Annotated in this window: 23 protein-coding genes; 8 read left to right on the top strand and 15 right to left on the bottom strand. The window is 49.0% G+C overall.

The genetic code is table 11. The features are described from left to right. Window positions 1-109 precede the first annotated feature (109 nt). On the bottom strand, window positions 110-1,579 hold the full coding sequence (locus B7991_RS10080) for a radical SAM protein (protein ID WP_254917941.1): 1,470 nt from the start codon (window positions 1,577-1,579) through the stop codon (window positions 110-112). Window positions 1,580-1,752: 173 nt separating this feature from the next. Here B7991_RS10080 and B7991_RS10075 point away from each other — a divergent pair, with 173 nt between their 5' ends. Further along, window positions 1,753-2,286: a toxin-antitoxin system YwqK family antitoxin gene (locus tag B7991_RS10075; protein WP_254917931.1), complete on the top strand. Its 534-nt coding sequence runs from the start codon at window positions 1,753-1,755 to the stop codon at window positions 2,284-2,286. Between the two features lies 1 nt (window position 2,287). On the opposite strand, the gene B7991_RS10070 is transcribed toward B7991_RS10075, so the two are convergent. From B7991_RS10070 to B7991_RS10045, 6 genes are read right to left on the bottom strand one after another with little or no spacing between them, the layout of a single operon-like run. After that, window positions 2,288-3,046: a DedA family protein gene (locus B7991_RS10070; protein ID WP_088630712.1), complete on the bottom strand. Its 759-nt coding sequence runs from the start codon at window positions 3,044-3,046 to the stop codon at window positions 2,288-2,290. A gap of 18 nt (window positions 3,047-3,064) precedes the next feature. Next, window positions 3,065-4,669, bottom strand: coding sequence for a hypothetical protein (locus B7991_RS10065; RefSeq protein ID WP_088630711.1), 1,605 nt, complete (start codon window positions 4,667-4,669; stop codon window positions 3,065-3,067). 7 nt (window positions 4,670-4,676) lie between these two features. After that, window positions 4,677-5,306 carry a hypothetical protein gene (locus tag B7991_RS10060; RefSeq protein ID WP_088630710.1) on the bottom strand — a complete coding sequence of 210 codons (630 nt, stop codon included), beginning with the start codon at window positions 5,304-5,306 and terminating at the stop codon, window positions 4,677-4,679. Next, complete coding sequence (locus tag B7991_RS10055; protein WP_088630709.1) at window positions 5,303-6,679, bottom strand: hypothetical protein; 1,377 nt, start codon at window positions 6,677-6,679, stop codon at window positions 5,303-5,305. Before B7991_RS10055 ends, B7991_RS10060 begins: the two co-directional genes overlap by 4 nt. Then, window positions 6,679-8,250 (bottom strand): hypothetical protein, encoded by a 1,572-nt coding sequence (locus B7991_RS10050; RefSeq protein ID WP_088630708.1) that lies wholly within the window; start codon window positions 8,248-8,250, stop codon window positions 6,679-6,681. The genes B7991_RS10055 and B7991_RS10050 overlap by 1 nt, the downstream gene beginning before the upstream one ends. Further along, window positions 8,247-8,954: a hypothetical protein gene (locus B7991_RS10045; protein ID WP_088630707.1), complete on the bottom strand. Its 708-nt coding sequence runs from the start codon at window positions 8,952-8,954 to the stop codon at window positions 8,247-8,249. The genes B7991_RS10050 and B7991_RS10045 overlap by 4 nt, the downstream gene beginning before the upstream one ends. Before the next feature lie 62 nt (window positions 8,955-9,016). Here B7991_RS10045 and xseB point away from each other — a divergent pair, with 62 nt between their 5' ends. Beyond that, window positions 9,017-9,184, top strand: coding sequence for an exodeoxyribonuclease VII small subunit (gene xseB, locus B7991_RS10040; protein WP_235002902.1), 168 nt, complete (start codon window positions 9,017-9,019; stop codon window positions 9,182-9,184). Then, the gene (locus B7991_RS10035) at window positions 9,184-10,008 is read left to right on the top strand and encodes an ABC transporter ATP-binding protein (protein ID WP_088630706.1); all 825 of its coding nucleotides are present in this window, start codon (window positions 9,184-9,186) and stop codon (window positions 10,006-10,008) included. Before xseB ends, B7991_RS10035 begins: the two co-directional genes overlap by 1 nt. A gap of 302 nt (window positions 10,009-10,310) precedes the next feature. Here B7991_RS10035 and B7991_RS10030 read toward each other — a convergent pair whose 3' ends face one another. From B7991_RS10030 to B7991_RS10015, 4 genes are read right to left on the bottom strand one after another with little or no spacing between them, the layout of a single operon-like run. Beyond that, on the bottom strand, window positions 10,311-10,907 hold the full coding sequence (locus tag B7991_RS10030) for an ABC-type transport auxiliary lipoprotein family protein (protein WP_088630705.1): 597 nt from the start codon (window positions 10,905-10,907) through the stop codon (window positions 10,311-10,313). 15 nt (window positions 10,908-10,922) lie between these two features. Next, entirely contained in the window at window positions 10,923-11,846 is a 924-nt protein-coding gene (locus B7991_RS10025; protein ID WP_014546865.1) for an MlaD family protein, read from the bottom strand. Between the two features lie 12 nt (window positions 11,847-11,858). Next, window positions 11,859-12,641 (bottom strand): ABC transporter ATP-binding protein, encoded by a 783-nt coding sequence (locus B7991_RS10020; RefSeq protein ID WP_088630704.1) that lies wholly within the window; start codon window positions 12,639-12,641, stop codon window positions 11,859-11,861. Window positions 12,642-12,649: 8 nt separating this feature from the next. After that, window positions 12,650-13,714, bottom strand: a complete 1,065-nt coding sequence (locus tag B7991_RS10015; RefSeq protein WP_088630703.1) for an ABC transporter permease — start codon at window positions 13,712-13,714, stop codon at window positions 12,650-12,652. Window positions 13,715-13,894: 180 nt separating this feature from the next. Between B7991_RS10015 and B7991_RS10010 the strand changes: the two genes are divergently transcribed. From B7991_RS10010 to B7991_RS09995, 4 genes are all read left to right on the top strand, one after another. Beyond that, complete coding sequence (locus B7991_RS10010; protein WP_088630702.1) at window positions 13,895-15,322, top strand: class I SAM-dependent RNA methyltransferase; 1,428 nt, start codon at window positions 13,895-13,897, stop codon at window positions 15,320-15,322. Between the two features lie 49 nt (window positions 15,323-15,371). Next, a complete protein-coding gene (locus tag B7991_RS10005) occupies window positions 15,372-15,815 on the top strand; it encodes a hypothetical protein (RefSeq protein ID WP_088630701.1) in 444 nt (147 codons plus the stop codon). Window positions 15,816-15,827: 12 nt separating this feature from the next. Beyond that, a complete protein-coding gene (locus B7991_RS10000; protein WP_088630700.1) occupies window positions 15,828-16,754 on the top strand; it encodes a hypothetical protein in 927 nt (308 codons plus the stop codon). Between the two features lie 115 nt (window positions 16,755-16,869). Then, window positions 16,870-17,313: a hypothetical protein gene (locus B7991_RS09995; protein WP_141099865.1), complete on the top strand. Its 444-nt coding sequence runs from the start codon at window positions 16,870-16,872 to the stop codon at window positions 17,311-17,313. Between the two features lie 259 nt (window positions 17,314-17,572). Here the strand turns inward: B7991_RS09995 and B7991_RS09990 are convergent, their stop codons facing one another. Together B7991_RS09990 and B7991_RS09985 are read right to left on the bottom strand one after the other, a co-directional pair. After that, window positions 17,573-21,100: a PD40 domain-containing protein gene (locus B7991_RS09990; protein ID WP_088630698.1), complete on the bottom strand. Its 3,528-nt coding sequence runs from the start codon at window positions 21,098-21,100 to the stop codon at window positions 17,573-17,575. 275 nt (window positions 21,101-21,375) lie between these two features. Next, window positions 21,376-23,388 (bottom strand): carbohydrate binding domain-containing protein, encoded by a 2,013-nt coding sequence (locus B7991_RS09985; protein WP_088630697.1) that lies wholly within the window; start codon window positions 23,386-23,388, stop codon window positions 21,376-21,378. Between the two features lie 207 nt (window positions 23,389-23,595). Here B7991_RS09985 and B7991_RS09980 point away from each other — a divergent pair, with 207 nt between their 5' ends. Next, window positions 23,596-24,978 (top strand): nitroreductase family protein, encoded by a 1,383-nt coding sequence (locus tag B7991_RS09980; RefSeq protein WP_088630696.1) that lies wholly within the window; start codon window positions 23,596-23,598, stop codon window positions 24,976-24,978. 262 nt (window positions 24,979-25,240) lie between these two features. Here the strand turns inward: B7991_RS09980 and B7991_RS09975 are convergent, their stop codons facing one another. After that, window positions 25,241-25,909, bottom strand: coding sequence for an LrgB family protein (locus B7991_RS09975; protein WP_088630695.1), 669 nt, complete (start codon window positions 25,907-25,909; stop codon window positions 25,241-25,243). Window positions 25,910-25,921: 12 nt separating this feature from the next. Then, on the bottom strand, window positions 25,922-26,278 hold the full coding sequence (locus tag B7991_RS09970; RefSeq protein WP_088630694.1) for a CidA/LrgA family protein: 357 nt from the start codon (window positions 26,276-26,278) through the stop codon (window positions 25,922-25,924). Window positions 26,279-26,436: the final 158 nt, after the last annotated feature.

The raw sequence follows: 26,436 nt of genomic DNA, 5'->3' as shown, positions 1-26,436 counted from the left end.
TTGTGAACTAATTCGAATTATAAAATACAAAATAAAAATGCCCGCACGTGGCGGACATCTTGTAATTGTACTAAGGAAGGGAGTCTAGAGGGAAACCTCGGGGTTCCCTCTACTGCTTATTAGTCGGAGCCTGTCTTGCGACCGGGGCGAGTTCACCATGCTTCCTAAACAGGTGCTTCACGAGCGTGCCAAATCCACGGAGAACGCGGTAACGTTCACGCGGGTTCTTGATGGCCATGATGCCCTGACGAATGATGTAGCTCGGACGCAGGTAGAATTCACGGCGGGCCTTGTCGCAGAAGTCCACGAGAGCCTGGCTTGTGAGTTCGCCGCGCTGGATCGTGGTGCGGTGGAATCCGTCCTTGTCGAGCCACTGGCTGTAATCCTTCGACTTCAAAGCGCCACTGGCGAGAGCTTCCTTGTAAGCTTCGGTGCCTGGGTATGCCATGATGGGGTAGAACTGGGCTGTGTTCGGGTTCAGCTTCTTGGCGTAGTCGAGCGTCATGCGGAGCGTTTCCGGCGTGTCGCCCGGGTTACCGACCATGAAGCAACCGTGAACGAGGAGTCCTGCCTTGCGGGCATTCTTCGTAAATTCAATAGCCTTATCGGTGTTCTTCACGCCCTTGTGGATCTTTTCGAGAACCTCGGGGGAGGCGCTTTCGAAGCCCACGCACATTTCGCGGCCACCGGCCTTCTTCATGAGCTTGAGCAAATCGAGCGGCACATCAGCACGGGCGTTGCAGCTCCACGTAATCTTGAGACCACGTTCGAGAATCAAATTGCAAATCTGGCGCACGTGTTCGTGGCTTGCCGTAAACGTATCGTCTTCAAAGAAAACTTCGCCTAAGTCTTCGAAGTTTTCCTTGATGTACTGAAGTTCGTCGACAACATCCTTCGGATCGCGGCGACGGAACTTGTGACCGTTGAGCGTCTGCGGAATCACGCAGTAGCTGCAGTGGTTCGGGCAACCGCGGCCAGACAAAATCACGATGAGCGGGTTCAGGTTTGCACCGTAGAAGTACTTCTTGTAGCAGCTGTAAAGGTGCTTGCGGTAGACTTTGGAAACCCACGGGATTTCGTTCAGGTTTTCGATCTTCGGGCCTTCGGGCTGGAAGTCCACCTTGCCTTCGGCGGTGCGGTAGGCAAGACCTGCAAACTGACCAACGGGAGCGCCATCGCCACGGAGGGCGCGGACGAGGTTCCTACAGGTGTAGTCGGCTTCGCCAATCACCACGTAGTCCAAAGACGGTTCCATTTCCATGGATTCGAGTGGCTCGGCGGTCGCGTGCGTACCCATGATGGCCACCTTCACATTCGGCATTTCCTGCTTGATGGCGTGGACAACCTTGAGGTCATTCAAAATACTCGGGGTGCTAGTGCTGCAAATAACGAGTTCCGGGCCGAACTTCTTGATGCCTTCGAGCGTCTGCGCGAGGTCAAGTTCCATGGCGGGGCTGTCAATCAGCTGGATTTCATTACCGTCGGCTTCGCAAACGCCGGCAGCATAGCTCAAAAACATGGGCCAGTAAAGCGTACTGGACTTCGTAACACACGGGGACCTAGATTCCCGACTGAACATCGGGTGGAAGGGGGGATTTAAAAAAGTAACGTTCATGACGCTCACAAAATACATAATCTAAATGGATAATGCTACATTATAATGCGATGGAAAAGCGTTTTTTTACAATTTTGGCGTGTATAGTGATTGGGGGCACGGTAATATCGGCCTCTGCGGCGCCAAAGCCTGCCAATATGGCGCTAGATACGGTCCGCACGACGTATGAGAATGGTCAATTGGCCCGAATTTACACGGTCAAAAAGGGTACTGATGTTCGCGAAGGGATGGCTCTTTCGTTCCATCCGAACGGAAAATTAGCCGTTGAAGCCCCGTATAGGGATGGCAAGTTAGATGGGGTTTTACGTTCCTATGATGAGAACGGAACGCTACACGAGACCGTCGGCTACCTAGATGGTGAAGAAGAAGGCTTTAGCATTGTCTATTACGAAAACGGCAAAAAGAAAAGCCGCGAGACGTATCGTCGCGGCGAGCTAAATGGCATGATGGAATCTTGGGATGAAAACGGTAAGCTCCGTCGCCAAATTCCCTATGTCAATGGCCAAATTCATGGCGTCGTGAAGTTCTATGACGAAAAGGGCAATATTCACGAAGACGTTCGTTTCGAACGAGGGCTTCGCCATGGACCGTACCACCGCTACACCTTTGGCAAGGTCACTCTAGAAGCGGAATTCCAGAATAACCGCTGCGTCAAAAATTGCAATTTCTAGTCTATTGCTTTTTCTTTGGCTTCATGGCATTCCAGACCATGTAACCGATGAAGAGTACACCGAAGCCAAGCAATGCGATGGCGAGTTCGGAGTTGTACTTCTCGATAATGTCCTTTTGTCCGTGGGCAAAGTAACCAAGCAGTGCGAGGACGCAGTTCCAGATGGCGGCGCCGAGGAACGTGTAGAGCGTGAACGGAGCAAGCTTCATCTTTGCAAGACCCGCCGGGATGGAAATCAGCTGGCGGATGACCGTGATGAGGCGGCCGACAAATGTCGAAATGGCGCCATGTTCACGGAAGTAGTTTTCGGCCTTTTCAACCTTTTCAACGTCAAGCAGCAAGAAGTGTCCGAGACGGCTATCGGCGAACTTGTAGATAATCGGGCGACCGAGAATCTTCGCAAGATAGTAGTTGATGTATGCGCCGATGAGTGCGCCAAGCGTTGCAAAGAACACGATGAGTGCGATGTTGAGACCCGAACCCGGCTGTAAAGCCTTGTAAGCGGCGGGCGGTACGACAAGTTCAGACGGGAACGGAATAAACGAGCTTTCAATCGCCATCAAAAGCGTAATTGTTCCGTAGTTCAGGTTGTCATTGTACCAATCGATAATTTGATTGTAAATGCCTGTCGATTTTGCAGTATCGGCAGTGGTGCTTGTGACAGCACTTGCAGCGTCTACAGAAACGATATCGGCCGCGAATGTAAATGCAGTAAAGAGGAGAGCTAAAGCTATAGTTGTTTTAAAGGCTGTATTTTTCATTGGGGCAAATTTAGAAATTTAAAAATAGAAGTAAAGTCCGACGCCGAGGAGGGCGGCGCCTGTACCTAACAAAATGCTACCCGCGATGGCCTTGTTGTCGCCCTGGTCTACAAGCTTCTTGTTCTTTTTGACTTTGTCCTGATAATTCTTGCCTTTTGCAGATCCTGGAATTTTAAGGTCTGACTTGATGTCTTCGGCATCGCTGTAGTCCAAATGAGCAAAGTACATGAGCAAAGACCCGATGAGGATTGTTCCTGCGGCACCGCCAATCATGGCTTCGCCAATCGTTTGCATCTTTTTGTCGTGCAGCCACTTGTTCTGTTTCTCGATTTCATCGAAGTCCGTTAATTTTTCAAGGTCAACGCTCAAGTCGATTTGCGAGACGGGGGCCACATAGAAATTGATGAGCGTATCTCGATAACCCGCTTTGCGGATCAAGAGGCTGTCGGTGCCCATGTTGTACACTGGAATTTTTTCTGGAGTCTTGGCGATGGCTTTGGAGCGCTTTGTAATTGGAGCGCCAGCCTTATAGACGCTTGCACCTTCTGGGAATGTCAGTATCCTGATTTCAGGTGTGACGCGCTTGAGCTTGAGCGAAACGTGGACCGTGTCACCCGGGAGCGGTGTGATATTTGTGCTTGCGCCCCAAAGGTGCCTATCGACGTTCCAGTAAGCATGGACGGTAAACTTTGTAGTGTCCGACGTGACGAATGTGCAGGGCGATTTGCATATGGCGTCTTTTTCAGAGCGAGAAATCGTAGCGCCATCGGGGTCTGTTTCGATGTGAATGTAAGTCCTGTTTTTCTTGGTCTTGATGGTTTCCTTGCCTTGGGCGTCTAGCAACTGGTTCTTTAATTTGTTGTTCGTAATGGCGTCGCCAAAAGCAGATGCTCTTGAAACGTTTACGCTAGACCTATGCAACATCGGGAGAGAATCTTCATAGAAGGCGTGGGTGAGGTTTAACGTCAGACTGTCCGTCTTGATATTCTGGACAATTTCACCAAAGTAAATAGATCTAAAACCATGCGCGGCCAGTTCGTTTTGAATGCAGATATTGTCGTCGCAGTTGCTGATGTCGCTTTTGCGAATTACTTGCGTCTTTTCGCCGGCTTCCATGAGCAATCGCGCGGTAAGGCCTGTAAACTGGTCGGCGATAGATGGCTCGATACCTTCTGCAGTGTATGCAACAAGTACTGTTTTGATGGGTTGCGGTGTCGGCTTTTCTATTTCTTCTGTTTTTGGGGCTGCTTCTAAGGAATCTTGAGCCTGTGATTCAATCGGCGCTTGGGCTTCTGAACTGGACGATGGAATCGCGGCTTGCTTTGTATCAACTTTTGCACTCGAAGAACTTGCGACGGTGTCCGTTGCCTGTGGCTTGGACGTTTCGTTCAGCAAATCGTTTCCTTTTTCGTCTACGATTTTCTTGAATTGCTTCTTCGCAATTTTGACAACAGTAAACTTGTTCTGAATGTAACCGCCAAGGCTTACAGTATCGTTTTCGATGCCTAGGAATTTAGCTCGCTGATGCGTGCCAGACATAAGTTCTACATCGACAAACACTCCTTCGGGTTCTGCGAAGGCGGCTGTTAGGGCGAATACGAGGAGTAAGAAAATCTTTTTCATATTTTACCTAGAATGAAAGGACGAAGCCTGCGGTAAGGAATGCTAGACCTGTTGCGAAAAATACTTTCGAAACCGTTTTGGAAGTCTCGGCTCTGTTTTTGTGATTCTTGAAATCTTCCATGTGGCGCTCGTATTTTTCGGTTCTGAAATGCGTTTTTTCCATTGCCTTTTTGTGGTCTTCCGCTTTACTGATGTTGTAAAGCGAGACTATTGCAGAAATCCCGCTAATGGTAAAGGGTGCAATAGATGCCCACTTAAGATACCCGCCAAAAATGCGCCTGTTTCTGTGCTTTAGCAAATCTTGGTTGTGTACAAGAATGTCATCATCATAAGTTTGGCGGAGTGCCACGATGATGAACGACGTATCGTTTGCGGCAAGCGCAATGTTTATTGTCGTATCTGCATAATCGGGGTGGAAAAATGAAACGATTACGCTGTCCTTGCCTTCGGGAACCGGTATAAATGCAGGAGATGTGTAATCGGGCTTGCTTGCAAAATCAGGAAGAACTTTGCCTACATACAGGTCAACGGTTGATGGGTTCGTTGAAACTTGTAAATAGCGCGTTTTCTGTGCAAAAACGTTGCCGCAAAGTGCAAATAATAAAACGATTATGGCAAGGGAGGTCTTCTGGATCATTCGTTGTCCTCCATTCTTGCATAAGGCCCAGATATTGATGTCCCGGTTTTGTTGACTTTGATTTTCCAGTAAACTTCGGGGACTTTGTTGCGGGCGTAATCTTCGGCGCTTATGATGAGATTGCACTCTTTTTGGCATGTGTTTTCGAAAGAGAGGATGTTGTCCTCGAATTTTGTTTCAAGCGTGTCGCCGTTCATGACGGCTTGGACTTTCGAGGCGTTGATTCCTGAACCGTTGTCGAGTATGTAAAAACGTATAGCTGAAATGGTATGTAATTCAGTTTCGACAGGAATCATGTTGGGCTTGGTTCTGTCGCGCAAGAACAATGTGTCTGTGATGGTCTTTGTACTTGGAGCAAGATCAACGATGATGGAATCACAACCGTATTCCTTGCGAATGTCATCGCATACGAGGACTTTCAGGTTTGATTGCGGGGGGAGCGTTTCCTGGATGATTGAGTTTGATGTCGACATGGCCGAAAGCGTGTCGCCTGCAGACGAAATGAATATTCCCGTCAGCTGGAATTTTTCAGGGAATTGGCTGTATAGGCACGAAACAGGAATTTGGATGATGGCATCGCCTTCGTTATGCAACTTTGTCGAAAAACTGAAAATGTCGCTGAATGCCTGGTCGTTATATCCTTCTTTGCTTTCGGTTGTCGCCTTTATGCCCCAGTATATCGTGGTATTGTTTGTACTCTTGCTTGAAGAATCGATCACATTGTTTTTATAAAGATCAAGCTTGCCTGTCAGATTGATGCTTTGGAAACAATCTGCTTTGCCGAGAGGTGAATTCCAGACGGAGTTGATGTCGTAACCTGCATAGAGAATGCATGATGCAGTTTCCCAGGAATCTACGCCATAAACGCTCCAGGCGAGTTCAAGGCCATCTTCATTATCGCCGTCGACTTGATTGTAATTGTTCGCTGGAGAAAGCAGTGTAACTTTGGCTGGTGTATTGACGTAAATTTTGGCGTGCGAAATCAACGTGTCGCCTAGATGGTCGACCGTTTCAAACGTTACGTTATGTATGCCTGCGTTGCTAAAACTGTAGTAGACCGACGATCCATGATTTTCTTCATTATCGATGGTCCATTTGTGCGTGTTGTAGTAAGGCATCGCCTTTTCAGTCGATACATATTTGCCGTCGATAGAATAAACGCCACAGATGCGAATTTTTTCGTTGACGTTGACGTAGAATTCATCCGAAGTATAGCTGCGGTTATAAGGTTCTCCGGTGTATCCTTCGGGAACGATGAATATGGACTGCGTGATTGTGGAAATGTCCGAAGAGCTTATTTCGGAATCAGAACATGCTGCCATCCAGAATGCTGCCGGAATGACTAACGAAAGCGAGAAAAATTTACGATTCATTAGTTTTCCTCCTTTTTCGTTGCAGCATCCTTAACGTACAGTTTCCAAGCCTTGCTTTGTCTTATGCCGTTCTGGTAGATGACGGTAGACTCTATCGTTTGTTCTTCATCAAATAAGCTTGCTTCAAGTTCTGCGGAAAAATGCCCTGTGTTATTTGTGCTCGGGACAGAAATGATGGTCTCGTTTTTGGTGAGGTTGAACAATTTTAGGGAATCGACTTTAAAACCATACGGATTCCTATCGTAGATGAACATGGTGATAATCCCATCTTTATCAATGGTGGTATCGTCATTTGCCTGGAACCAGAGCGTACTTGGCCTAATGTAGAAGTATTTTGCGGTTCCGTTGTTGCTACCGTCAACTGCCGAAACGGAGAGAATGCGGTATGCCCAGCTCTTGTCCGTTTCTTTAAGGACGACCGTTAAGATGCTGTCGTTGTAGAAATGGTTTGCGACGAGTTCATCTTCGAGGCGGACTATAATGTTTTGGTTTGAGATGGCCTTGCTACCGTCTTTGACGACAAATCGGAGCGTGTCTTCAAAAACAATCGTGTCGAGCTTGCTGATGGAATAAATGGTAGGTGGAATGGAATCGATTAATGTTAGTCTTTTTGTTGTTGTAACGAATCCGTCGTTTATTTTTACGTCTTGCTGGATTGTGCCGAAGTCGGGGTAATCTGTTTTGATTGTCAAATTGTAATTCCCGGAAGGTATGGCTCCAAGGGAAATTTCGTTGTTTGATCTAGACAGATTGAATTTGTAGCTGAACTGCTTGTCCGTCTTGTTTTTTAGCGTTAAACGGATTGGAATAGAGGTGGCTTGGCCAATGTCAATGGTTGCCTGTAGTGAGCCTTCTCCTGGAATTCCTTTTGTGTAAAAGAAACTTTCGATGGATTCTGCGGATGCAAAGTTATATTCGTTAAAGGCTTGAACGGTCCAGTTATATTTTGTAAAAGGATTTAATTTGTTGTGAAGTGTGAAATGGGGCTCGCTTAAGATGGTGTCGATTGTTGAAAAATTTGTTTCGGTATTTGCAAATTTTTGCTCGCTCAATGTAAAGTGGTAGTGGTGCTTGAGGTCAATGCCTTCTGTTTTTGCACTCCATGTAAAGTAAACCGTTTCGTTTGGGTCTATGGCTTGCGTCCCCTCTGCCGGGATGAAGGCGCTATCGTTTAATGTCGGGTGCCCTGCTACCCAGACGTCCACGGAATCGTAGTGCATGTCGCCAAAATGGTCTTTTAAGACAAATGTGAATTTATGATGGCCTGGCTCTTCGATTTGCTTTTTGAAGTTGTAATCGGAGGAACAATATTTGCCATCCATAAGCCATTGGTAGTTCTGGAGCTTTATGACTTTGCTAGGTGTAATTCTCGTTAAGAAGTAGACGGTGTCGGTAATGAGAAACGTGTCTGCCTTAGTTAAAGGAGTTGTCTCGATAATCGATCTCGAAACGGATGCTTCGACCTTTATCTCTGATGTATCCGCTTCGTTAAAAATGTAATCGTCTGTGTTGAAGCAGGACTGGAGCAGGTAGGCAATTGCTGCAACGGCGAATGATTTTATGAATTTCATTTTGCCTCCAGCGTGTCGACGACGTAAAATTTTTTGTAGGCTAGCGTATCCGAATCGTTATAGAGATCTCTGACGATTATGCGGAATATGTGCTCGCCTGGTTTGAAGCCGGATTGCTTGACTTGCTGGAGCGTTCCGACTTCGTATGGCTTTCCATCAATTTCAAGAGTATGGAAAAGTGTATCGCCGTTGGAATAGTCCATGTCGAAGCTATACCATTCAAAAAGAAATGCCGATTCTTTTGTGCCGTAGAGTGTGTCGCCGTCAGCAGGGATGGTTGAATCCGAAAGAACCGGAGCTGTGTTGATGATAATCGTGAAATCAAACACGAGTTTGTTGTCGTCGCCGTCGGTTACGATAAGTTTGTTTGGGATGTTCTTGTCTGAGCGGGTGGGGTAAAATGAATATTGCTGGCCTCGTTTGAGGAGTTCTTTTTGACCATCGGTTTCATAAAACCATTCGTAGGTCATTTCATCTTCAATTTTTTTTGGCGTGATGGATGCTGTAATCGTTGCCGTATCTGATGGGTTCACCTTGAGCGTTGTCGAGTAGTCGTTATGGCTTTGCTTGACCATGACGATGATGGATTCTACAGGGCGTATGTCTTTGGGATAGTCCGGTGCATCAAGACACCCGACAAGAAATAGGCCTAAAAAGGTGAAGACTATAAAAAACGGTAAAATGGAACGATTGAACAAATTCATTTGGTATAAATCTAACTATATTCGTGAACATGAGTGCGCAAAATTTTGAATATAAAAACGCAATGGAGCGTTTAGAGGAAATTCTCTCGAAAATCGACAATTCCGAGATGGAAATTGATGAACTTGCTGTAGAGGTTCAAGAGGCTACGCAGCTTTTGCGCAAATGCCGCCAGATTTTGATTGCGACTGAAAAGAACGTTCAGGACGCCCTTGCTGAATTGGATGGTTGATGAATACCGAAAATTTTGATAAAACGGTGCCTGCCATCGAGGTAAACGGGCTTACGGTCAAGTTCCCGATTCGCGGGGGCGTTTTTAGCAAGGTCAAGGATTATTTCACTGCCGTAGATAACGTTTCGTTCACGCTCCCGCAAGGCAAGATTCTTTCGATTGTGGGGGAGTCTGGCTGCGGAAAGTCGACTCTCGTGAAGTCTTTAGTTGGGCTTGTGCCGGTTTCTAGCGGTAAGGTTAATTTGTTTGGACTACCGGTGAACGGCGGCAAGGCCGGAACCGGAAAAGATTTTGTACGCGTCTCGGACCTGGTGCAGATGATTTTCCAGGATCCGTTCAGCAGCTTGAACCCGCGACAGACGGTGACGGAAATCTTGACGGCGCCTGTGATTGCTCGTGGCGTTCCGTATGACGAGGCTTGCGCCCGTGCGGTAGAGCTTTTGAAACGTGTTTCGCTCCCGGCAGGGGCAATGGACAAGTTCCCGCATGAATTCTCGGGCGGTCAGCGCCAGCGCTTGTGCATTGCGCGCAGCTTGATGGTGCGCCCAAAGGTATTGCTCTGTGACGAAGTGACGAGTGCATTGGACGTGTCCGTGCAGGCGCAAATTTTGCATTTGCTCGACGATTTGCGTAATGAACTCGGGCTCAGCATCCTCTTTATCAGCCACGATATGCAGGTGGTCCGTGCTTTGAGCGACGAAGTTCTGGTCATGTACTTTGGGCATGCCGTAGAGCACGGCCCCGCCGATATCGTCCTCACGAATCCGCAAAACGATTACACGAAAAAATTGCTCGCAAGCGTCCCGACTATTAGACGGGAATAATCTGTTGTGCTAAAATGGACGTGTACTAGGTCAATTTTTGCAAAAATGTGCTACTAAAATTCAGAATTGTTGCTTTTTATAGCATGATTTTTAAATAAACTAATCTGATTTGAGCGAAAATTCGGTTTTGCCGAGGTGTGATATGCTACAAAAAGCAGTAAACGACTTGTTTAGTAGCATAAAATCTTGAAATTTTAACAAATTTGATGTAGATAAAGTAAAAATTGTGCTACTAAAGCCATAAAAATTGAAATTTAGTAGTATAAAATTGCAAAAAAAGCGGGCTCAAAGCCCGCGATTTATTATTTCACTTTCGAGATGTTCTCGAGTGCGTCTTGCATATATTTGGCGTAGAGCTTCGAGAGCGCTTCGGCTGCAGAATGTGCATCGCGCTTGCTCATGCTCTGGCGTTCGTCGTAACGCTTTTCCCACAGCGGAGCATCTTCACCGACCTTGCGGAACGTGAGCTGCACGGCGAGGTGAGCTTCTTGCGAGCTGCCTTCGTCGATTTCTTCAATCGCATCGACATTGCCAAGCAATTCAAAGTCTGGCTTGCCCATCGGCTTCAAGTCCACGGACTTGAACATGTTGCTCTTGATCAGGTATTCGCCTGCAACCTGCGTGAGCATCTGTTCCGGGCGAGTTGCCCAAAGGTCCAGATCGTAGAACATGAAGTCGTACGGAGATTCGCGATAGACAATGTTCGTGCGCTGGTAGGCCGGGTCAATCGTAAATTTCTTGACGTGTACGCGGGTATCGCTAGTAGCGCCTGCGACGGAGATGGATTCTGCCGAAACGGTGTAATAGCGGGAAGGTTCGGTCGAACCGCCGAGGCAACCCGTAAGCGTGAATGCGGAAAGGAGGGCGGCGACTGCCAACAAACGATTTGCTTTAAACATCTTGGTTTCTCCTTTTTAGCGACCGTTCTTGCCTTCGGAACGGATAAGTACAGACGGGTTGTTCTTGATTTTCTGTGAAAATTCTTCGAGGTTTTCAAGAATCGTGTTGAGTTCATCCATGGCATTTCCGACCTGGTCTTCGTTCTTGTAAACGATTGCATCCACGCGCTGGGCGAGCTTGTTCATCGATTCGGCGGTCTGCATCAAGTTCTCGTTCAAACCCTTGGTGTCGATCGCTTCGAGCTTTTCCTTGAGCACTGTAAGATTTTGTTCGGTCTTGGCGGCGAGCTTTGCTTCTTCGATTTCTGCAAGAATCTTCTGCAGCGAAGCGGCGGATTTGCTCATGTTGTTGAGCGGCTTTCCGAGATTGGCCGTTATGTAGCTCAAGTTTGCGGTCGTCTTTTCGAGATTCTGGAGTGTGCGAGAAATGCTTTCGGCGTTTTCTGGATTCAGCACACGGACCAGCCCGTCTACAATCGGATTGACTTTGCCAAAGAGGTCGCCCATTTGGCCTGTAATCTGGTCGAACATTGAGGCTGCAGCCGGGACGAGGCCGCCTTCAGGAACGTTCGGTTCATTGAAACTTCCGCCAGAGAGGATCACCTGCTTTTCGCCGGTGAGGTTCATGCCTGCGGTAAGTCCTGCACGAGTGCCAATCTTGATTGGTGTTCCTTGCGTTACCTTGAACGCAACGACGACCTGGTTCAAGTCCTGTTCGTTGATTGTGATGCTTGTGACGCTACCGACGGAGATACCGTTCAACTTCACCTTGGCATCGACAAAAAGTCCGTTCACGTCCGTGTCGAAAATGGTGTAGTAGTTGTCAAATTGCTCGCTCAGGTAACGCTTGAGCACGTAACCCAGGAACACGCAAATAAGTACTCCGCAAAAGAGCATAAATGCGCCAAGTTTTATTCTTTCGGATCGGGTGGTTTCCATTATTTCTCCAACTCAATCAATAAAGTCAAAGTGGTAAAAGTCTTCGTCATTGTATTCTTTGGGGCATTGCCTATTGAAGAAATGCCTGAGGATGGGATCGTCAGATTCCATGCCTTCTTTCAAAGTCGCATCTTTCAGGACGTAGCCGTCCTTGAGGTACACAAAGCGGTCGCAGACAATCTTGATGCTCTCGAGTTCGTGGCTCACAATCACCATCGAAACGCCGAGCGTGTCGCGCAGTTCGAGGAGCAGTTCGTCGAGCGAACGGGCAGTCACCGGGTCAAGGCCTGTGGATGGTTCATCGCAGAACAGAAGTTCCGGCTTGAGCGCAATCGCGCGGGCAAGTGCTGCACGCTTTTTCATACCGCCAGAAATCTCGCCGGGGAACTTGTGGAACGCGTGGAGCAGGTGCACCTTCTCGAGGCGGTCTGCGACAATCGCTTCCATCTGGCTCTTGGGCATGTAGGGCATGCTACGCTTGAGCGGGAGCATCGCGTTTTCGGCGACGGTCAAGTCCGCAAGCAGAGCGCCACTCTGGAAGAGCACGCCGGTGCGCATACGCGTTTCGCTGTCGAGACCTTCTTGCGGGCCGAACGACTTTCCGAAGTACGTAATCGTACCCGCATCGGACTTGATGAACTTGAGCACGTTGTTTAAAAGCGTCGACTTACCGCAACCGGAACTGCCGAGCACCATGCGGATTTCGCCCTTACGCACACCAAACGAAATATCCTTGAGGATAGTCTCGTTGCCGTAGCTCGCTTTCAAATGGTCAACTTTTAGAATTTCGTCCATATTGACCTCTAGTAGAAAATGAAGGCGAAAAGGGTATCCGAAATCACGATCGTGCAAATAGCTGCAACGACGCTTGAAGTCGTCGCTTTACCGACCGCTTCTGCACCGCCGTGGGCGTTGAGGCCCTTGTTACAGGCGATGAGCGTTACAATCCAGCCAAATACAAGTGCCTTGATAGTGCTCTTGAGGAACGTCATCGGGTCGATGCCGTCGCGAAGCCCCATCATGTAGTTCGAGAAAGAAATATCGCAGAAGAAATACGCAATAAGGAACCCGGCGAAACTACCGACGATGGATGCGCTAAACGAGAGGATCGGCGTCGTGATGCTCAAGGCAATGAAACGCGGGACCACGAGGTACTGCACCGGCGGGATGGCCATGGACTTCAATGCCTTGACTTCTTCGCAGACGCTCATGTTTGCAATTTCTGCCGCCATGGCGCTACCGGAACGCCCTGCCAAAATAATCGTCGTGAGGAGCGGGCCGATTTCAGCAAAAATGAGGAACCCAAGCCCCGAAGCGAGGTAAGAGCCGCCACCGACCGCATTCAGCATCACCGAACTCTGGAGAGCCATCGTAAGGCAGATGAGGCCTACGAACAAGAAGCAAATGCCCATGGCTTCACTGCCCGACTTGAACATCTGCTTCGTGATACCGCCAAAGTGGATTTTACCCTTGTCGAACGGTCCGACGATGGTCCAGTAAATTGCCGTAAAGAGCAAAACGAGGACTTCGAAGACTTCCTTGAGCAGCGAAAATCCGGCACCACCCATCATTTCGAGGATGTTGTTGGTCTCGCGCTGCGGCTTCTCGGGCGGAACCATCTTGCGGAGGTTCTGCAAATGCTGCTTGATTTCGGGCGGAAAGTGCTCGAGGACGAGCTTGTTGCCCGTCTTTTCGGAAAGTTCCGCTAAAAGTGCAAAAAAGGCATCGGCACTATAGTCCATCGAGGCAAGGCTTGATCCGTCCAGATGAAGCTCCCCTTTGGTGAGGGCGCTCCTGCAACTCGAAAGCAGCTTTTTGCTGTTCGCGGCAGTGAGAGCACTAGGCAAAACTATCGATGTCGTTTCCATTGGGCGACAATTTAGAAAAAATATGCAATTTGAATATGGTAATAATGACAGACTATTAGATATACGTGATGAAATGCATAAATACGGTAATGTCGTTTACATGTTATTGCCTTGTCATGCCCAACTTGATTGGGCATTACCCTCTCGTGAGGGGCTCGTAAAAATTCTATTTTTGCAATTATGGTAGAATTCCGCAGAAACAATCACTCGAAACAAGACCGCTTTAATCGAGGTAATTCTCGTCCGAATCGCAATAATGACCGCCGTGACTCTAGCCGTGAGCCGCGCGGTGAATGCTTGATGCTCCGCATCGAAAAGATGGTGCAGGGGGGCGAGGGCATGGCGCGCTTGGAAGATGGTCGCGTGTGCTTTGTGGCGGGAGCGTTACCGGGTGAACTCTGCAAGGTGCGCCTCACGTTCCAGAAAAAGGACTTTACCAAGGGCCGCATTGTCGAAGTCCTGGAAGCAAGCCCCGATCGAGTAAAACCGCTTTGCCCGTTGTACGGCAAGTGCGGTGGTTGCAGCTTGCAGCATCTGGCTTCCGAAAAGCAAGCGGAATATCTTGAAAAAGTCGAACGTGAAAATTTTAAGCGCCTCGCTCATGCGGAACTGCCCGAAGATTTTGTCATTCACACAGGGAATGCCTGGGGTTACAGGAATCGTGCCCGAGTCGTGTTCCGCGGCAATTCCGGTTATGGTGCTGCAGATCGCGATGGTGCTGCAAAACGAGCTGCCTTTGGTTTCCGTGGTGAAGAAAGCAATAACATCGTCCCGTTTGAAAAATGCCCCGTGCTCACGGACGGCTTGAATGAATTCTTGCGTGGACCTGCCGCGACGCTTCTCGCGGATAATCGCAATCCGAGCGATCGCCGCGATGTCGATGTGAACATTTTCGATAACGGTGCTGGCGAAATCTCATTCTATTACCCAGGAATGCACAAGTCCGAATTCGATGCTCATGCCGTGAGCCATGTCGAAATTGCAGGCCGCAAAATCGAAGCGGACGCATCCGTATTTTTCCAGAGCAATTTGGGGCTTTTGCCAGAACTTGTCGAATCGGTCCGCAAGGCTGTAGATGAAGGCTTGGCAAGTGGCAAGTCCTCTGACGCTTGGCTGATTGACTTGTTCAGCGGAGTCGGTTTCTTTGCCTGTATTTTGCAGGACAAGTTCAAGAAGATTACGACTGTCGAACGCGAAGAAGGTTGCTTTAAACACGCGAAAGTTAATTTGTCTGTTCCGGCGGCGTTTCCCGAAAATTCTGCGGCATCTCGAGACTGCGCGGCTTCTTGTGACTCTGAAAATCGCGCGGCGTCTTGTGCTGTAGAAAACGTCTCGGCTCCTGCCGAAGATTGGCTCGTCGAAAACGTCGTCGAAGTCCCCGCAACCCTCATCGTAGACCCGCCGAGAACGGGGCTCCCCAAAGAAGCTTTGACCGCCATCGTGAAAAGCTCTGTCAACCGCCTGATTTACGTTTCTTGCGACCCGGTGACGCTTGCTCGCGATTTCGCCAAGTTCTCCGAGGCCGGATTTGCCCTTTCTCATGCCGAAGGCTTTGCTTTTTACCCTCAAACGCCCCATCTTGAGATGATGTTTGTACTTGACAGATAGTTTTTTGCTATTTTGGAAAGTGCTGTTGGGCAAAAAAGAGAGGGATACAATGAACAGAAAACAGAAAGTCGTTATGCTTGCAACTTTAGCCTTGGGTGGGCTTTTTGCAGGTTGCTCAAAATCCGAACCCATTATCGCCTGTGGCCGTGAATGGAATCCGGCTGTGGGTTATGTTGCCGATACGGGTAGCGTTTTCAGAATGGCTGATGAACTCATCATCCAGTTGCGTTATGGAACGGGTTTCGACTTTAACACATTGAAATTTGCTTTCTACGAAGGCTCGCTCACGAATAAGGGCGAAAAACTTTGGGAACACGATTTCCGTGTGACGAACAAGATGGAAGCTTTTACTCTTGAAGCTCGCTCGCGTCGTGGTGGCTATGCAACCGCCCGCGAAATGACGAAGCTCAAGGCCCCGGGAACAGTCGTTGTCGAAGTCTCTTCTGAAAGGGGCTTAATCGCAGCAAAACAGCTGTCTATTGTCAATCAATAATTGGTTATCTTGATGAATAAAATAAAATTCTTGAGTGGAATGTTTGTCGCTGCAATGCTCACTGCTTGTGGCGAATCTGAAGTATCCGTTGACTATAAATTAAACGCTCCTGTCACGCTCGAAATGTACACCGAAAGCTTTTATGCGACGCTGGACTTGAAGGGCGAAGAAAAGATGGGGACGATTACAGCGACGTATGCCGATTTGAACTACTCTTCAAAAGGCGATACGACGTTTGTCAAGCGCAATTACGTGATTGACAAGTCTCGCGGATACCTCAAGAATTTTATGCCGACGGAACTCGCCTGGCGCATCAAGGAAGTGAACATCGCTGCCGTGGACCGCAATGTGACGAGCCTTACCGGCATTGATGATGGCTATGACACGCTGCTTGCCCATGTCCCGATGCCGAGCCGCTGGCGCGATCAGCTCTTGAATCCTGAATTCAAGCCGCACCTCAAGCGTTTGGAAAAGCACCGCTGGGAAATGGACCACTTGCTCAAGGGCGTCGTGCCGGTCAAGGGCAATGTGACTGAACTCCTCAAGCAGCAGGGGCGCCTGAACTTTGCGCTTATCAAGGTGGACTCCGTGGTGACGAAGGGCTTTACGAATCGCGACCACCGCAAGTGTTTGGACTACGTCGTCTACTTGCAAGAAACTGAAAGTTTCCCGTACTTCATTTGGGAACAGCACGTGGGTAGCAAGATTGTGCCGGACAAGTTTAAGGCTTACACAGCAGGCCTCAAGGGCGAATACCGCACCGAGTTCGAAGTCATGATTGAACCGGAAACGGGTCTCCCGTGCCAGGAACGTGAAGTCAAGGTCGGAACGCACACGATGATCCACCCCGAAACAAAGGATACTGTCACGTTCACGAGCCACATCTCGTACGAAAGACTTTACAACACCAAGCGTGACATCCCCGACGCCGCTGAATAAATTGCAATGTCATGCCTGCCACCGAGCAGGCATCTCCTTTCAATGTCATGGCTACATTCTAATTACCATTGACTAATAACTAAGTTCTGCTTATTATTTTTTGTACCTTTATTTTATGCGTTTGACAATCCCTCTCTTCCTTCTCCCTGTCGCTTTGAATTTCATTGGCTGCGCAACGCATGTCTCGTCGCAGCAGACCATGGCCGATGACCGTAATCTCGTTTACGAAGATACGTACAAAGCGTACCGTGAAGCCGAAGAAAAGTATTTGAATTTGCTGTTCAATATCGAACGCATGCCCGAAGAACAGGAACTCTGGGTGATGAAGCGCGAACGCATGATTGAACTCATGCAACTCAAGGAACTCATGCTTAATGCGCGTCAGGAACTTGATGGCGCCATTCAGGAATGGGAACGCCACTTGATTGATGTTCAGGCCGAAGTGAAATCTCGCGAAATCAAGAAGCTTAATCCGAATTTCAAAGGCCGCGATGCGGAGCGCACCAGCCCCGGACAGCTCCTCCCCGGCGAATCCAAAAATCCAAGCTACAACTACTAAACAAAAACGGCGGCTCTAAGCCGCCTTTTTATGTGTCATGCCTGCCGCTGAGCAGGCATCTCCTTTATTGCCAGGAATTAATGACTGCGTCCCAAGGCGAGCGTTGCGGACAAGCCGAAGGCTTGTACATAACCGAGCCGCTGACGCAGCTATCAATACATGGCTACTGCCAAGAGTTGATGACTTCGCCCTAAGGCGAGCGTCGCGACCATGCTTGCATGGTCATGACCGAGCCGTCGGCGAAGCGGTTAATTCCTGGCTATTGCCAGGAATTAACAAACCCCATCCCAATGGAAAACTTGATTCTCGTGGGGCAAATATTCTTGTGCAACAGCGGCAAGTCAATCGGCTTCAACTTCGTTCCACCGCGCAAATCCTTGTCCTCACCAATGCGGCTCAAGCCACGTGCCAGCGTGAGCGAAATATCGAACGGAATGTTATCCCAAATCTTGTTGCTCATGCGGAAGCTTAAACCCACGGAACGGTCCCAGAATTCGTGCTTCGTAAGCTTGCTTGTCCAGAACTTGCCATCCCATGCGGCGCCAATCTGTGCAAACAGGTCTACGTACAAACTACGAGTCGAGAAAATCCAGAGGTCGTGTCTCCAGTCATCGTAAATCGGGTAGAGGTAATGGAGTTCTGCTATTGCTGTCTTTGTACCTGCGAGAGTGTAATCTTCATTGCTGCGCAAGTACGGATAACCGTCGAGGAATACTGGGGTCAGGTAATACGAGTCGAGCGTGTCGCTTACGTCATCGGTGTTCCAGAAGAATGTCGTGAGTTTACCGCCTGCGGCAAGTCTTGCATGGAGGAGCGGCGTCTGCACGCTTCCATAAAGGTTCAAGCCGAACTGGTGCAACGTGAAGTTTCTGTAGTGGCTTTCGATTCTGCCGTTCTCGGTGACATAAAGCGAGCCGGGACGGCTAAGGTCGCTGTTGGCGTACTGGTAATAGGCAAAAAGGCCGTTCCCTTGTCCAGAAATTCCCGAGCCACCTTCGCCTTCGTGGTCGCCATAAAGCCCGAGGCCGACAGTTGCGCTAAATCGTTTTTGGTACGTCCATTCGATTCTCTCGTCGTAGAAGTTGACATTTGCCCAGTCGTAGCTGACTGCTGCCTGCAATGTATCGATGCTCTTGAAAATGCTGTAGCCTGCGGTACCTGTAATGGCTTGTGTGGCGTAAGCGTAATGAGTTGTTCCGATACTATCGCCACCGTGGGCTCCAACGTCTTCGTAACGGACGGTGTCCTTGTTGGTGTAGTTTGCGTAGCTGTAAGAAAGTCCAAGATCAAGAGGAGTGCTGCGGTTATCCCATGCAATAAAGAATTCCTTTTCTTGCTTGGGGTTGAGGCCGTCGCCATTGATGTAGTCGAGTCCTTTGCCGAGTTCCAGCAACAGTCCTAGCTGTACCGTGTTTTTCTTGAGCGGGTCGCTGATGACAACGGCAAGTCCAAGCTTAGCCTTGACTTCACCTTCGCCAAAGACCGTCATGCTCGGGGCGTTTTCGGAGATGCTAAAGATCGGGACGAACAGCGGAATGTTCGGTATAGGCTTGTAGTTTCGTTCGGCTCCGGCAAATTCGCGGTCGACGAGCTCAAGCTCTTTGTGGGGCTTTTGCGGGATCGTCCCGTGCAAGATGATTTCGTGTTGAGTCGTGTCCTTGACTGTAACCTTGATGGTATCGCGGTGTTCCACCTGAATCACGTCCTTGCGCAAGACGACTTGCGTGCACTTTGTGGAATCTGTGGCTTTAACGGCGATATTCGCTGCCTTCGTCGAATCATCGGTTTTGACCGTGTCGGTGCATGCGACCTGAATGGTATCGGCTTTTTGCAAAACGCTATCGCGGACGGTCACGACAACGCTATCGCGGAACTGGGGGGCTGCTTCTTTTGCGTAAGGCAACTTGTAAAGCGAGAAACCGTCCTTGTCGTACTGCGTAAAGAAAATCGTATCGCCAGAAAGTGTCGGCGTAAATGCGCCACCGACCACGTTCGTGAGCGCGCGTTCCTTGCCGGTGTTCAAGTCTTTTTCAATCAAGTTGAAAATGTTATTTCTGTTGCTTGCGAAAACAATCTTATCGTTGTCGATCCAGTTGACATCGCGTTCGTCATAGCCTGCGGTACTTACGACTTTGAAGTTTGCACCGTTTGTGTCAATCACCGCAATGCCACGCTGCTTGTCGTCAAAGAAACTGAATGCGATGCGTTTTCCATCCGGGCTGAACTTGGGACTGTAAATATTATAGTAGAGCAGCGAAGTGTCCGGCTTGAAAATGTCAATGGGTTCTTCGGTGGAGGCGTTCTTCAAATCGCTATTGAACGGAATCTTGCTTAATACGAATCTTGTGCTGAACGGCTCGCGTCTTACGAATACAATTGCGGAGCCTTGTTTATTGAATGACGGGTAAACCGCATCGACGAGGTACGTGATGGCAACTTCGTTCTTGTTGGTGTCGCTCACGGCAACGTCAAAGTGCGCGTGTCCGTCCTTGTCGCGATTCTGGTAACTGATGTAAGCGAGAATGGGGCCGTGCGTGCTGTCTTCAAAAACGTCGATGCCCTTGTCGAACCAAGGCTTTTTGGCCTTGAAACCGGACTTTGCAAATTCTGAAATATTGATGAGGGTGCTGTCGGCGCCTTCCACTTCGATATCGCCAATTTCAACCTTTGTGGAATCTTGAGCCTTATCGACCTTCGTGGAATCCGCGACTTTCGCAGAATCTGCTGCAGTACTATCTTTCGTCTTTAAAGTATCTTCCAGCGGAATCTTGAACACGCTTCCGTCAAACCACGGACCGCCAAAGTTCGATATGCCGTAAAGGTTCTTGCCACTCACGACGGGGAAGTCCTGCCAGAAGGCGTCCTTCGTGATTTTGATACCTTCGACAAGCGTGCCGAGAGAATCTTTTTGCGCTTGATAATGCTCGGTAATTTCCTTTTTCCAGTTGTCGTAAAGTTGCTGTTCGCTGATGCCGAGTACGCTTTTGATGGCCCCGTTCAGCGTAGCGCGGTAAGGCTTTCCGAGTTCGTGCCAGATTTTTGGAATGGCGTCATCGCCGTAATGCTTGGCAATGTAGAGTACAAGTGAAAATCCTTGCGTGTATGGCCCGAGTTCTGCAAGCAACGAATTGTCCGAAAATTCGTGCATGTACGGGAGCGTCATGAGGCTGTCGTTCAAGGCGGCAGTGCGGAGGAGCATGTCGCGATGCGTGTCCCAGGCGTCAAAACCCATGCGCGAAGATTCGTACTGGGCTGTACCTTCGGCAAACCAAAGCGGCTGCAACGTAAACGGAATCATCGTGAGAAAATCCGTTCTCGTGCGTTCATTATAATAGTCGGTATAGCTGAACTGGAAACCGTAAAGGTTCGGGACGATTTTGCTCCCGCTTTCGATGCTCACGAGGTGGCTGAATTCATGGGTGACCACATCCGAAATCCAGCCGTGGCTGCTGCGGATTTTGAAGTCCCAGTTGGTGAGCCAGAGGTTCAATGCATTTTCGCTCGGGATGGCGCTGCCGTTGCTGTAAAGAGCGTTGTTCAAAACAGCGCTGATGCGTGGGAGCGGCTTGTTGTAGCGGCTAGTGACGGAGTCGTAAACGGCTTCGGCATAGGCTGAAACTTTTGCGGCGTGAGTGGAATACTCTGTAGGGTAGATGAACTGGAAATGTTCGGTGCCTGCGGTTTTCCACTTGATGTCGCTCTGGTTGCCATAAAAGCCGGCGGCGCTTGCTGTTCCCGCCAACAATGCGGTACAGACTGCAAAAATGCTCTTGATCTTAAACTTCATAATTGTAATTTAGAATTTTAGGAGAACGTAGAAAAATGGAAATAAACGGAAAAACCGCATGATTGCTCATGCGGCTTATTTTTGGAGGAGATGAGGATCTTCCATTGTTGTATTTAAAAGATACCTAATATCCCCATGGCGAAGAGTCGCTAAAAGTTGTATTTTGTTGGATGTCTGTATCGACTGTGCTTAAAACTGTCAATTTCTTAATTCCGAATTAAAAAAGCCACGCAGAAATGCGCAGCTTTTTTGTGTGTGGATTTCAAGGAGAAAAATTACTTGCCGACGCCGAGAGCCTTGTCGAGACCTTCGATCAACTTGCCGTTTTCAATCACGGAGAAGTTGCCGGTGTAGCCCCAGTGAGTCCAAGGAATCTGGAGAGTGTCGCAGATTTCACGCATGGCCGTGAGGTAGTTGATGCGGGATTCTGCAGAAGAGCGGAGGTTCAATGCGCCGAATTCGTTGATGATCACCGGCACGTTGTTGGTGGCTGCCCACTTCTTGGCCTTGAGAATCTGTTCCAAGATGGCTTCCTTGCTGCCTGTCTTGTAGTAGTTCTTGATGTTGTTCTTCACTGCGGTTTTTGTGTTCTTGTTGACACCGAAGTCGCCAGAGATCGTAGACCACTTAGCCGGATCGTAGGGGAACGGAATATCGTGGATGGTAGCGTAGTCCGTCCAGGAACCGCCCTGATGCGTGAAGACGAACGGTTCGTAGGTGTGGATCACGTAGATGATGTTGTCGTCGGTGAACGGAGTGCGGCGGGTAAGCAAGCTGATGGAGTACCACTGGGCATCACCGAAGAGGATGGTGTGCTTGGTATCAACTGTGCGGATGGCGTCAATCATCGCCTGGGCTGCAATCGTCCACTGAGCGGAGGTGACCTTTCCGTTGGACATATCCGGTTCGTTCAGGAGTTCAAAGAACAAATCTTCACGAGTGCTTTCGGCATAGTGGGCTGCAACATGCTTCCAGGTTTCGGCCATCATCTTGATGTAGTTTTCGTCCTTGGAAGTAGTGACATTGTAGCTGTTGTCGTATTCGTGGTAGTCGATCACGAGAGACATGTTGTACTTGGCTGTCCATTCAACGAAGGAGTCGAGAACCAAGAACAAGGTGTCGTCATCAAACTTGAGTTCTGTGTCGGTGCCTGCGATAAATGCATCGCGGTTTGTGGCATAGAGGTCTAGGTCAATCGGCAAGCGGAGGCTCTTGAAACCATTTTCGGCGAGAATCTGGACATCCTTTTCGCCAAATTCAAAAGACTTAAACTTGCCATCTGCATTTTCGAGCCAGTTGGTGAAGTTGACACCCTTGTTGAGGTACTTCATGGCCTTTTCCTGCAACGGGTTCGTCACGGTGATTTCGGCATCGGTGAAGGTGACGGTTGGAATGACCGGATCCATGATTTCCATATCCGGCTGGTCCTTTTCAACTTCAGAAGAATCCTGCAAGTAGATGTTGTCGATGAAGAGGGAGTCGGTTACGACCTTGCTCTTGTTGCCCTTGGCCTGGAAGCTAATTGCCATGAGGTGCTTGGCATCGAACGTGACTTCCTTGCCCCAGCCGCCCTGGACGAGATCCTTGAAGCGGACAACGGCCTGCTTCCAAGTGCGGGATGCCGGGAATTTGGCGAGATGCACGTCGTAGTCTTCGACGTCGGTAATTTCGACATGCACTTCGTGAGCGCCGCCCTTGTACCAGTAGGTAAGGCCACCGTAACGGCCGTTGGCGTCGTCCGGTGCAATCTGCAGGCCCCAACCCACGTACGGATCGTAAGCGTATTCGCCTCTGTCGAGCGTGTAGTTGACTTGCAAAGCGTAGTTGGAACCGTTGTTGACGCGGCCCGGGATAATGTTTTCTTCTTCGTTCAGCGGAGTCGTGATGATGGATGCACCGTCGTTGTCGTTATCATTGTAGGTGTACCAGTAATCGCCGATTTTGCTCATGTTGTCGCCATCTTCAAAGTCGTCGACCAAAGTGCCGAGACCTGCAGGCATAGTGATGGGGCCTTCTGCGGGGAGCGTTGACGGGTCAACTGCAGTGGCAGAGCTTGAAGATTCTGTGGGGAGAATTGTGTTGGAGGAACTGGAGGTCGGGTCAAGTACAGCGTCGCTAGAAGTTGGATACATGTCGCTGCTAGAACCCGGAACAGGGTTATCTGCAATGGAAGTGCCTGGATCGTTGGCAAACGTTGCTTCTGCATTGTCATCGCCACAGGCGGTAAAGGCCATTGCTGCGGCGATTCCGAGAATGCTCATCTTGGGATAAATTTTCTTGAGTTGCATAAAACCCTCTTAAGGTGATTTTTCTTTTTTATCAAAGATATATAGAGGGCGTTGTTTTATGCTATGTAAAATGATATATCGGAATAAAAAGTGTAATAAGTGTTTTGGTCGAAAATTCCACTTTTTGTACGAAAAACGTTAAAAAATATTTTATTTATCTGACGCAACGCATTTGACAAAAGCTAAACTTTTTATCTTTGGGACTAGATGCGCTATTTTTCGGAAATTTACCACGAATCAACCCAGTACATTCCCCATGGAAGCGGGGATCCCGTCATTATGCACTGGGAAAAGCAAGCGTATGCCGATAAACGTTATGAGGGGTGCAATCGCTATCCTCTGACGGCCGCATTCATGCCGCTTTTGGCACCGATTTCGGCGGATTATCTGAATCCGGTTTGCGTCTATGCCGTGGTGCATGGGGGTGACGTCCCCGATGGCGTTTACTACGTGGATCGCGAGGAATCGAAGCTCGTCAAGTTGGGCGGTGCTGATGCTCGCAAATCAATTCTTGCATCGTTTCCGGAACAGGAATTTATAACCGAAGCGCAGACGATTTTCATTTACACAGGGCTCTTGGAACGAGCGGTTTGGCGATTCCGCGAGGCTGCATATAGACAAGTGCAAATGGATGTGGGCTCTGCTTGTGCCAATACGATTCTTTTGGCAAAGTCGCGCGGGCAAAAAGTCTTTGCTCTAGGCGGGTTTGTCGATGATTCTATTGCGGTTGCGCTCAAGCTTGGGGCGACTGAAATGCCGATGGCGGCGATTGCTGTGTTTCCGGAAAAGAGCATGGTCGCGTTCAATTCCGTCGATGATGGCGTCGGTGAACTTGCGTATTCGAACCATGCGGAGATGAGTGCGTATGTGGGCGAGGCGGAGAGCAATTTTGAAATTTCTCGCTATCCGTCGCGATTCATGTTGCAGAACCATCTCGAAAATATTGACGATTTGAACCTTTGCATGAAGGTGCGCCGTTTGAATGTGCAGGCGCTCCCGGGCGATGAATTTCCGCTGACGCCGTCGAAGTTTACGAACGAGTATTATTTGCGTGAACTGTGGTATTTGCGCACTGATAAAAAAGTTGCTGCGCCTTTTGCTCATGGAACGCTAGACTTGGATGATTTCTCGTCGATGTTGCGTTGGTTGGAACTTGCGCAGTTGAACGCATTTGGCGCAGGACTTATAAAAATTTGGGTGGTGGTTTTTGATGTGATGTTCGTGTATGCAGGCGTGTACCGCTACATCCCAGTTCGCAAGTCCATCTACATGCAAAGCGGTTCTGCCAATCCGAAAAAGTTTAACAAGTGCTTTGCCGTTCCCGAACAAGTTCAAAATTCCATGTTCGCCGTGGTGCTTACTTCGAACTTGAATGAATCCTGCCAAGTGCTTGGAAATCGCGGCTACCGCTACATGAACCTGAATGCGGGCGTGCTCGCTGAATCGCTTTATGTCTCCGCGCGCTTGCTCAACAAGACTGCCCGCGAAGAACATTTCTTCTACCACGACGAACTCAAAAAGCTTCTCGACATTCCCGAAACCGAAAGCATCATCTCGACCGTGCTAATCGGAAAAAGTCCAGCAAGATAGCAATTAGACTGTAGGCAATTGGTCAATGGTCATTGGTCAATAGTTGTTTCTGCTTTGTCATGCCCGCCAGAGCCCGTAGCGTCATGGCTGACTTGATCCGCCATCTTGTTGCTTTGTCATGCCCGCCACCTTTGTCATCCCGGACTGAGCTTGCCCCGGACAAGTTCCGGGGTTCCGGGAGGGCATCTCCCTCACATCCTGAGGAGCTGTTATTTTCACATTGTCATCCTGAAGGCGTAAGCCTGAAGGATCCAGTTACATTTTACGCAAACACTTTAAGCAATACCGGCGTCACGAATACGGTCATCACGCCCGCGACTCCGATGGACAAACTGCTCATCGCACCCTGAACTTCTCCAATTTCCATCGCCTTTGTCGTTCCAAGTGCATGGCTTGCAGTTCCAATGGCAACGCCTTGTGCAACCGGATTCCCGATGCGGAAAAATTTGCAAACAAGCGGTGCTGTCACGGCGCCTGTAATTCCCGTAATGACAATCGCCACAATCGTGATGGACGGAATACCGCCAATCTGCTCAGATACCACAGACCCCATCGGAATGGTGATGGACTTCGGAATGAGCGAAAGCATCAGAGTCTTGCTGATGTTGAAAATCTTGGCGCAAGCGATCACGCAGGCGATGCTTGTGATGCAACCCACGAGAATCCCCGTTAAAATCGGGAGCCAGTTGTTTTTGAGAGCCTGGATGTGTCTGTACAAAGGAACTGCGAGCAAAACAGTTACAGGTCCAAGGAAAAACGAAATGTAATCACCACCTACTTTGTATGTTTCGTATTTGATTCCCGTGACGGTCAAAAATCCGATGATGAGAATGGTGGCGATGAGGATTGGATTGAGGAGCGGATTACGCCACTTGTTGCGGATGGTAACGCCAAGCTCAAAAGCGATGATAGTAAGAATGATTCCAAACATAGCGCGTAAAAATCAATTTTTGTCTTTGGATTTTTTGCTTAAAAGTTGAACGGTCCAGCCGGTTGTTACCATGGTCACGACCGTAATCACGATGCAGAGAAACAGCAATAGTGGCCACTGGCTTTTAACGTCATCGCCAACGAGCATAAGTCCAATTGCAGGGGGCAAGAAGAAGAACGAAAGGCGCTTCAAGAAGAAATCGCTCACTTCGCGAATCTGGTCGAGTTTCACGATTTTTAGGCAAAGTAACAAGAGCAGGATGAGCATTCCGAGAATGTTGCCGGGAACGGGAATGCCCGTATAATCATGAATGAGGTCGCCTGCGTAGCAAATCCCCAAAATCAGGGCTAGTTGTAAAAGTACTCGCATGCGCCCAAAGATAGAAAATAAGGGCTCACGCCAAAGGTGTTTTTTTTAATGCAAAAAGTAGATTATGCGGGCGGGGCCCCAGCTCGGAGTTGCGAAGGCCGCACGGGCCCCTCCCTGCACCCTCCCCATCCTTGGCCGACGCTTTTATTCTCTCAACG

The sequence above is a fragment of the Fibrobacter sp. UWB3 genome, assembly GCF_002210405.1.
Lineage (GTDB): Bacteria > Fibrobacterota > Fibrobacteria > Fibrobacterales > Fibrobacteraceae > Fibrobacter.
The sequence above is the reverse complement of the archived record's forward strand: the minus strand, read 5'-3'. Positions and strand labels throughout refer to the sequence as shown.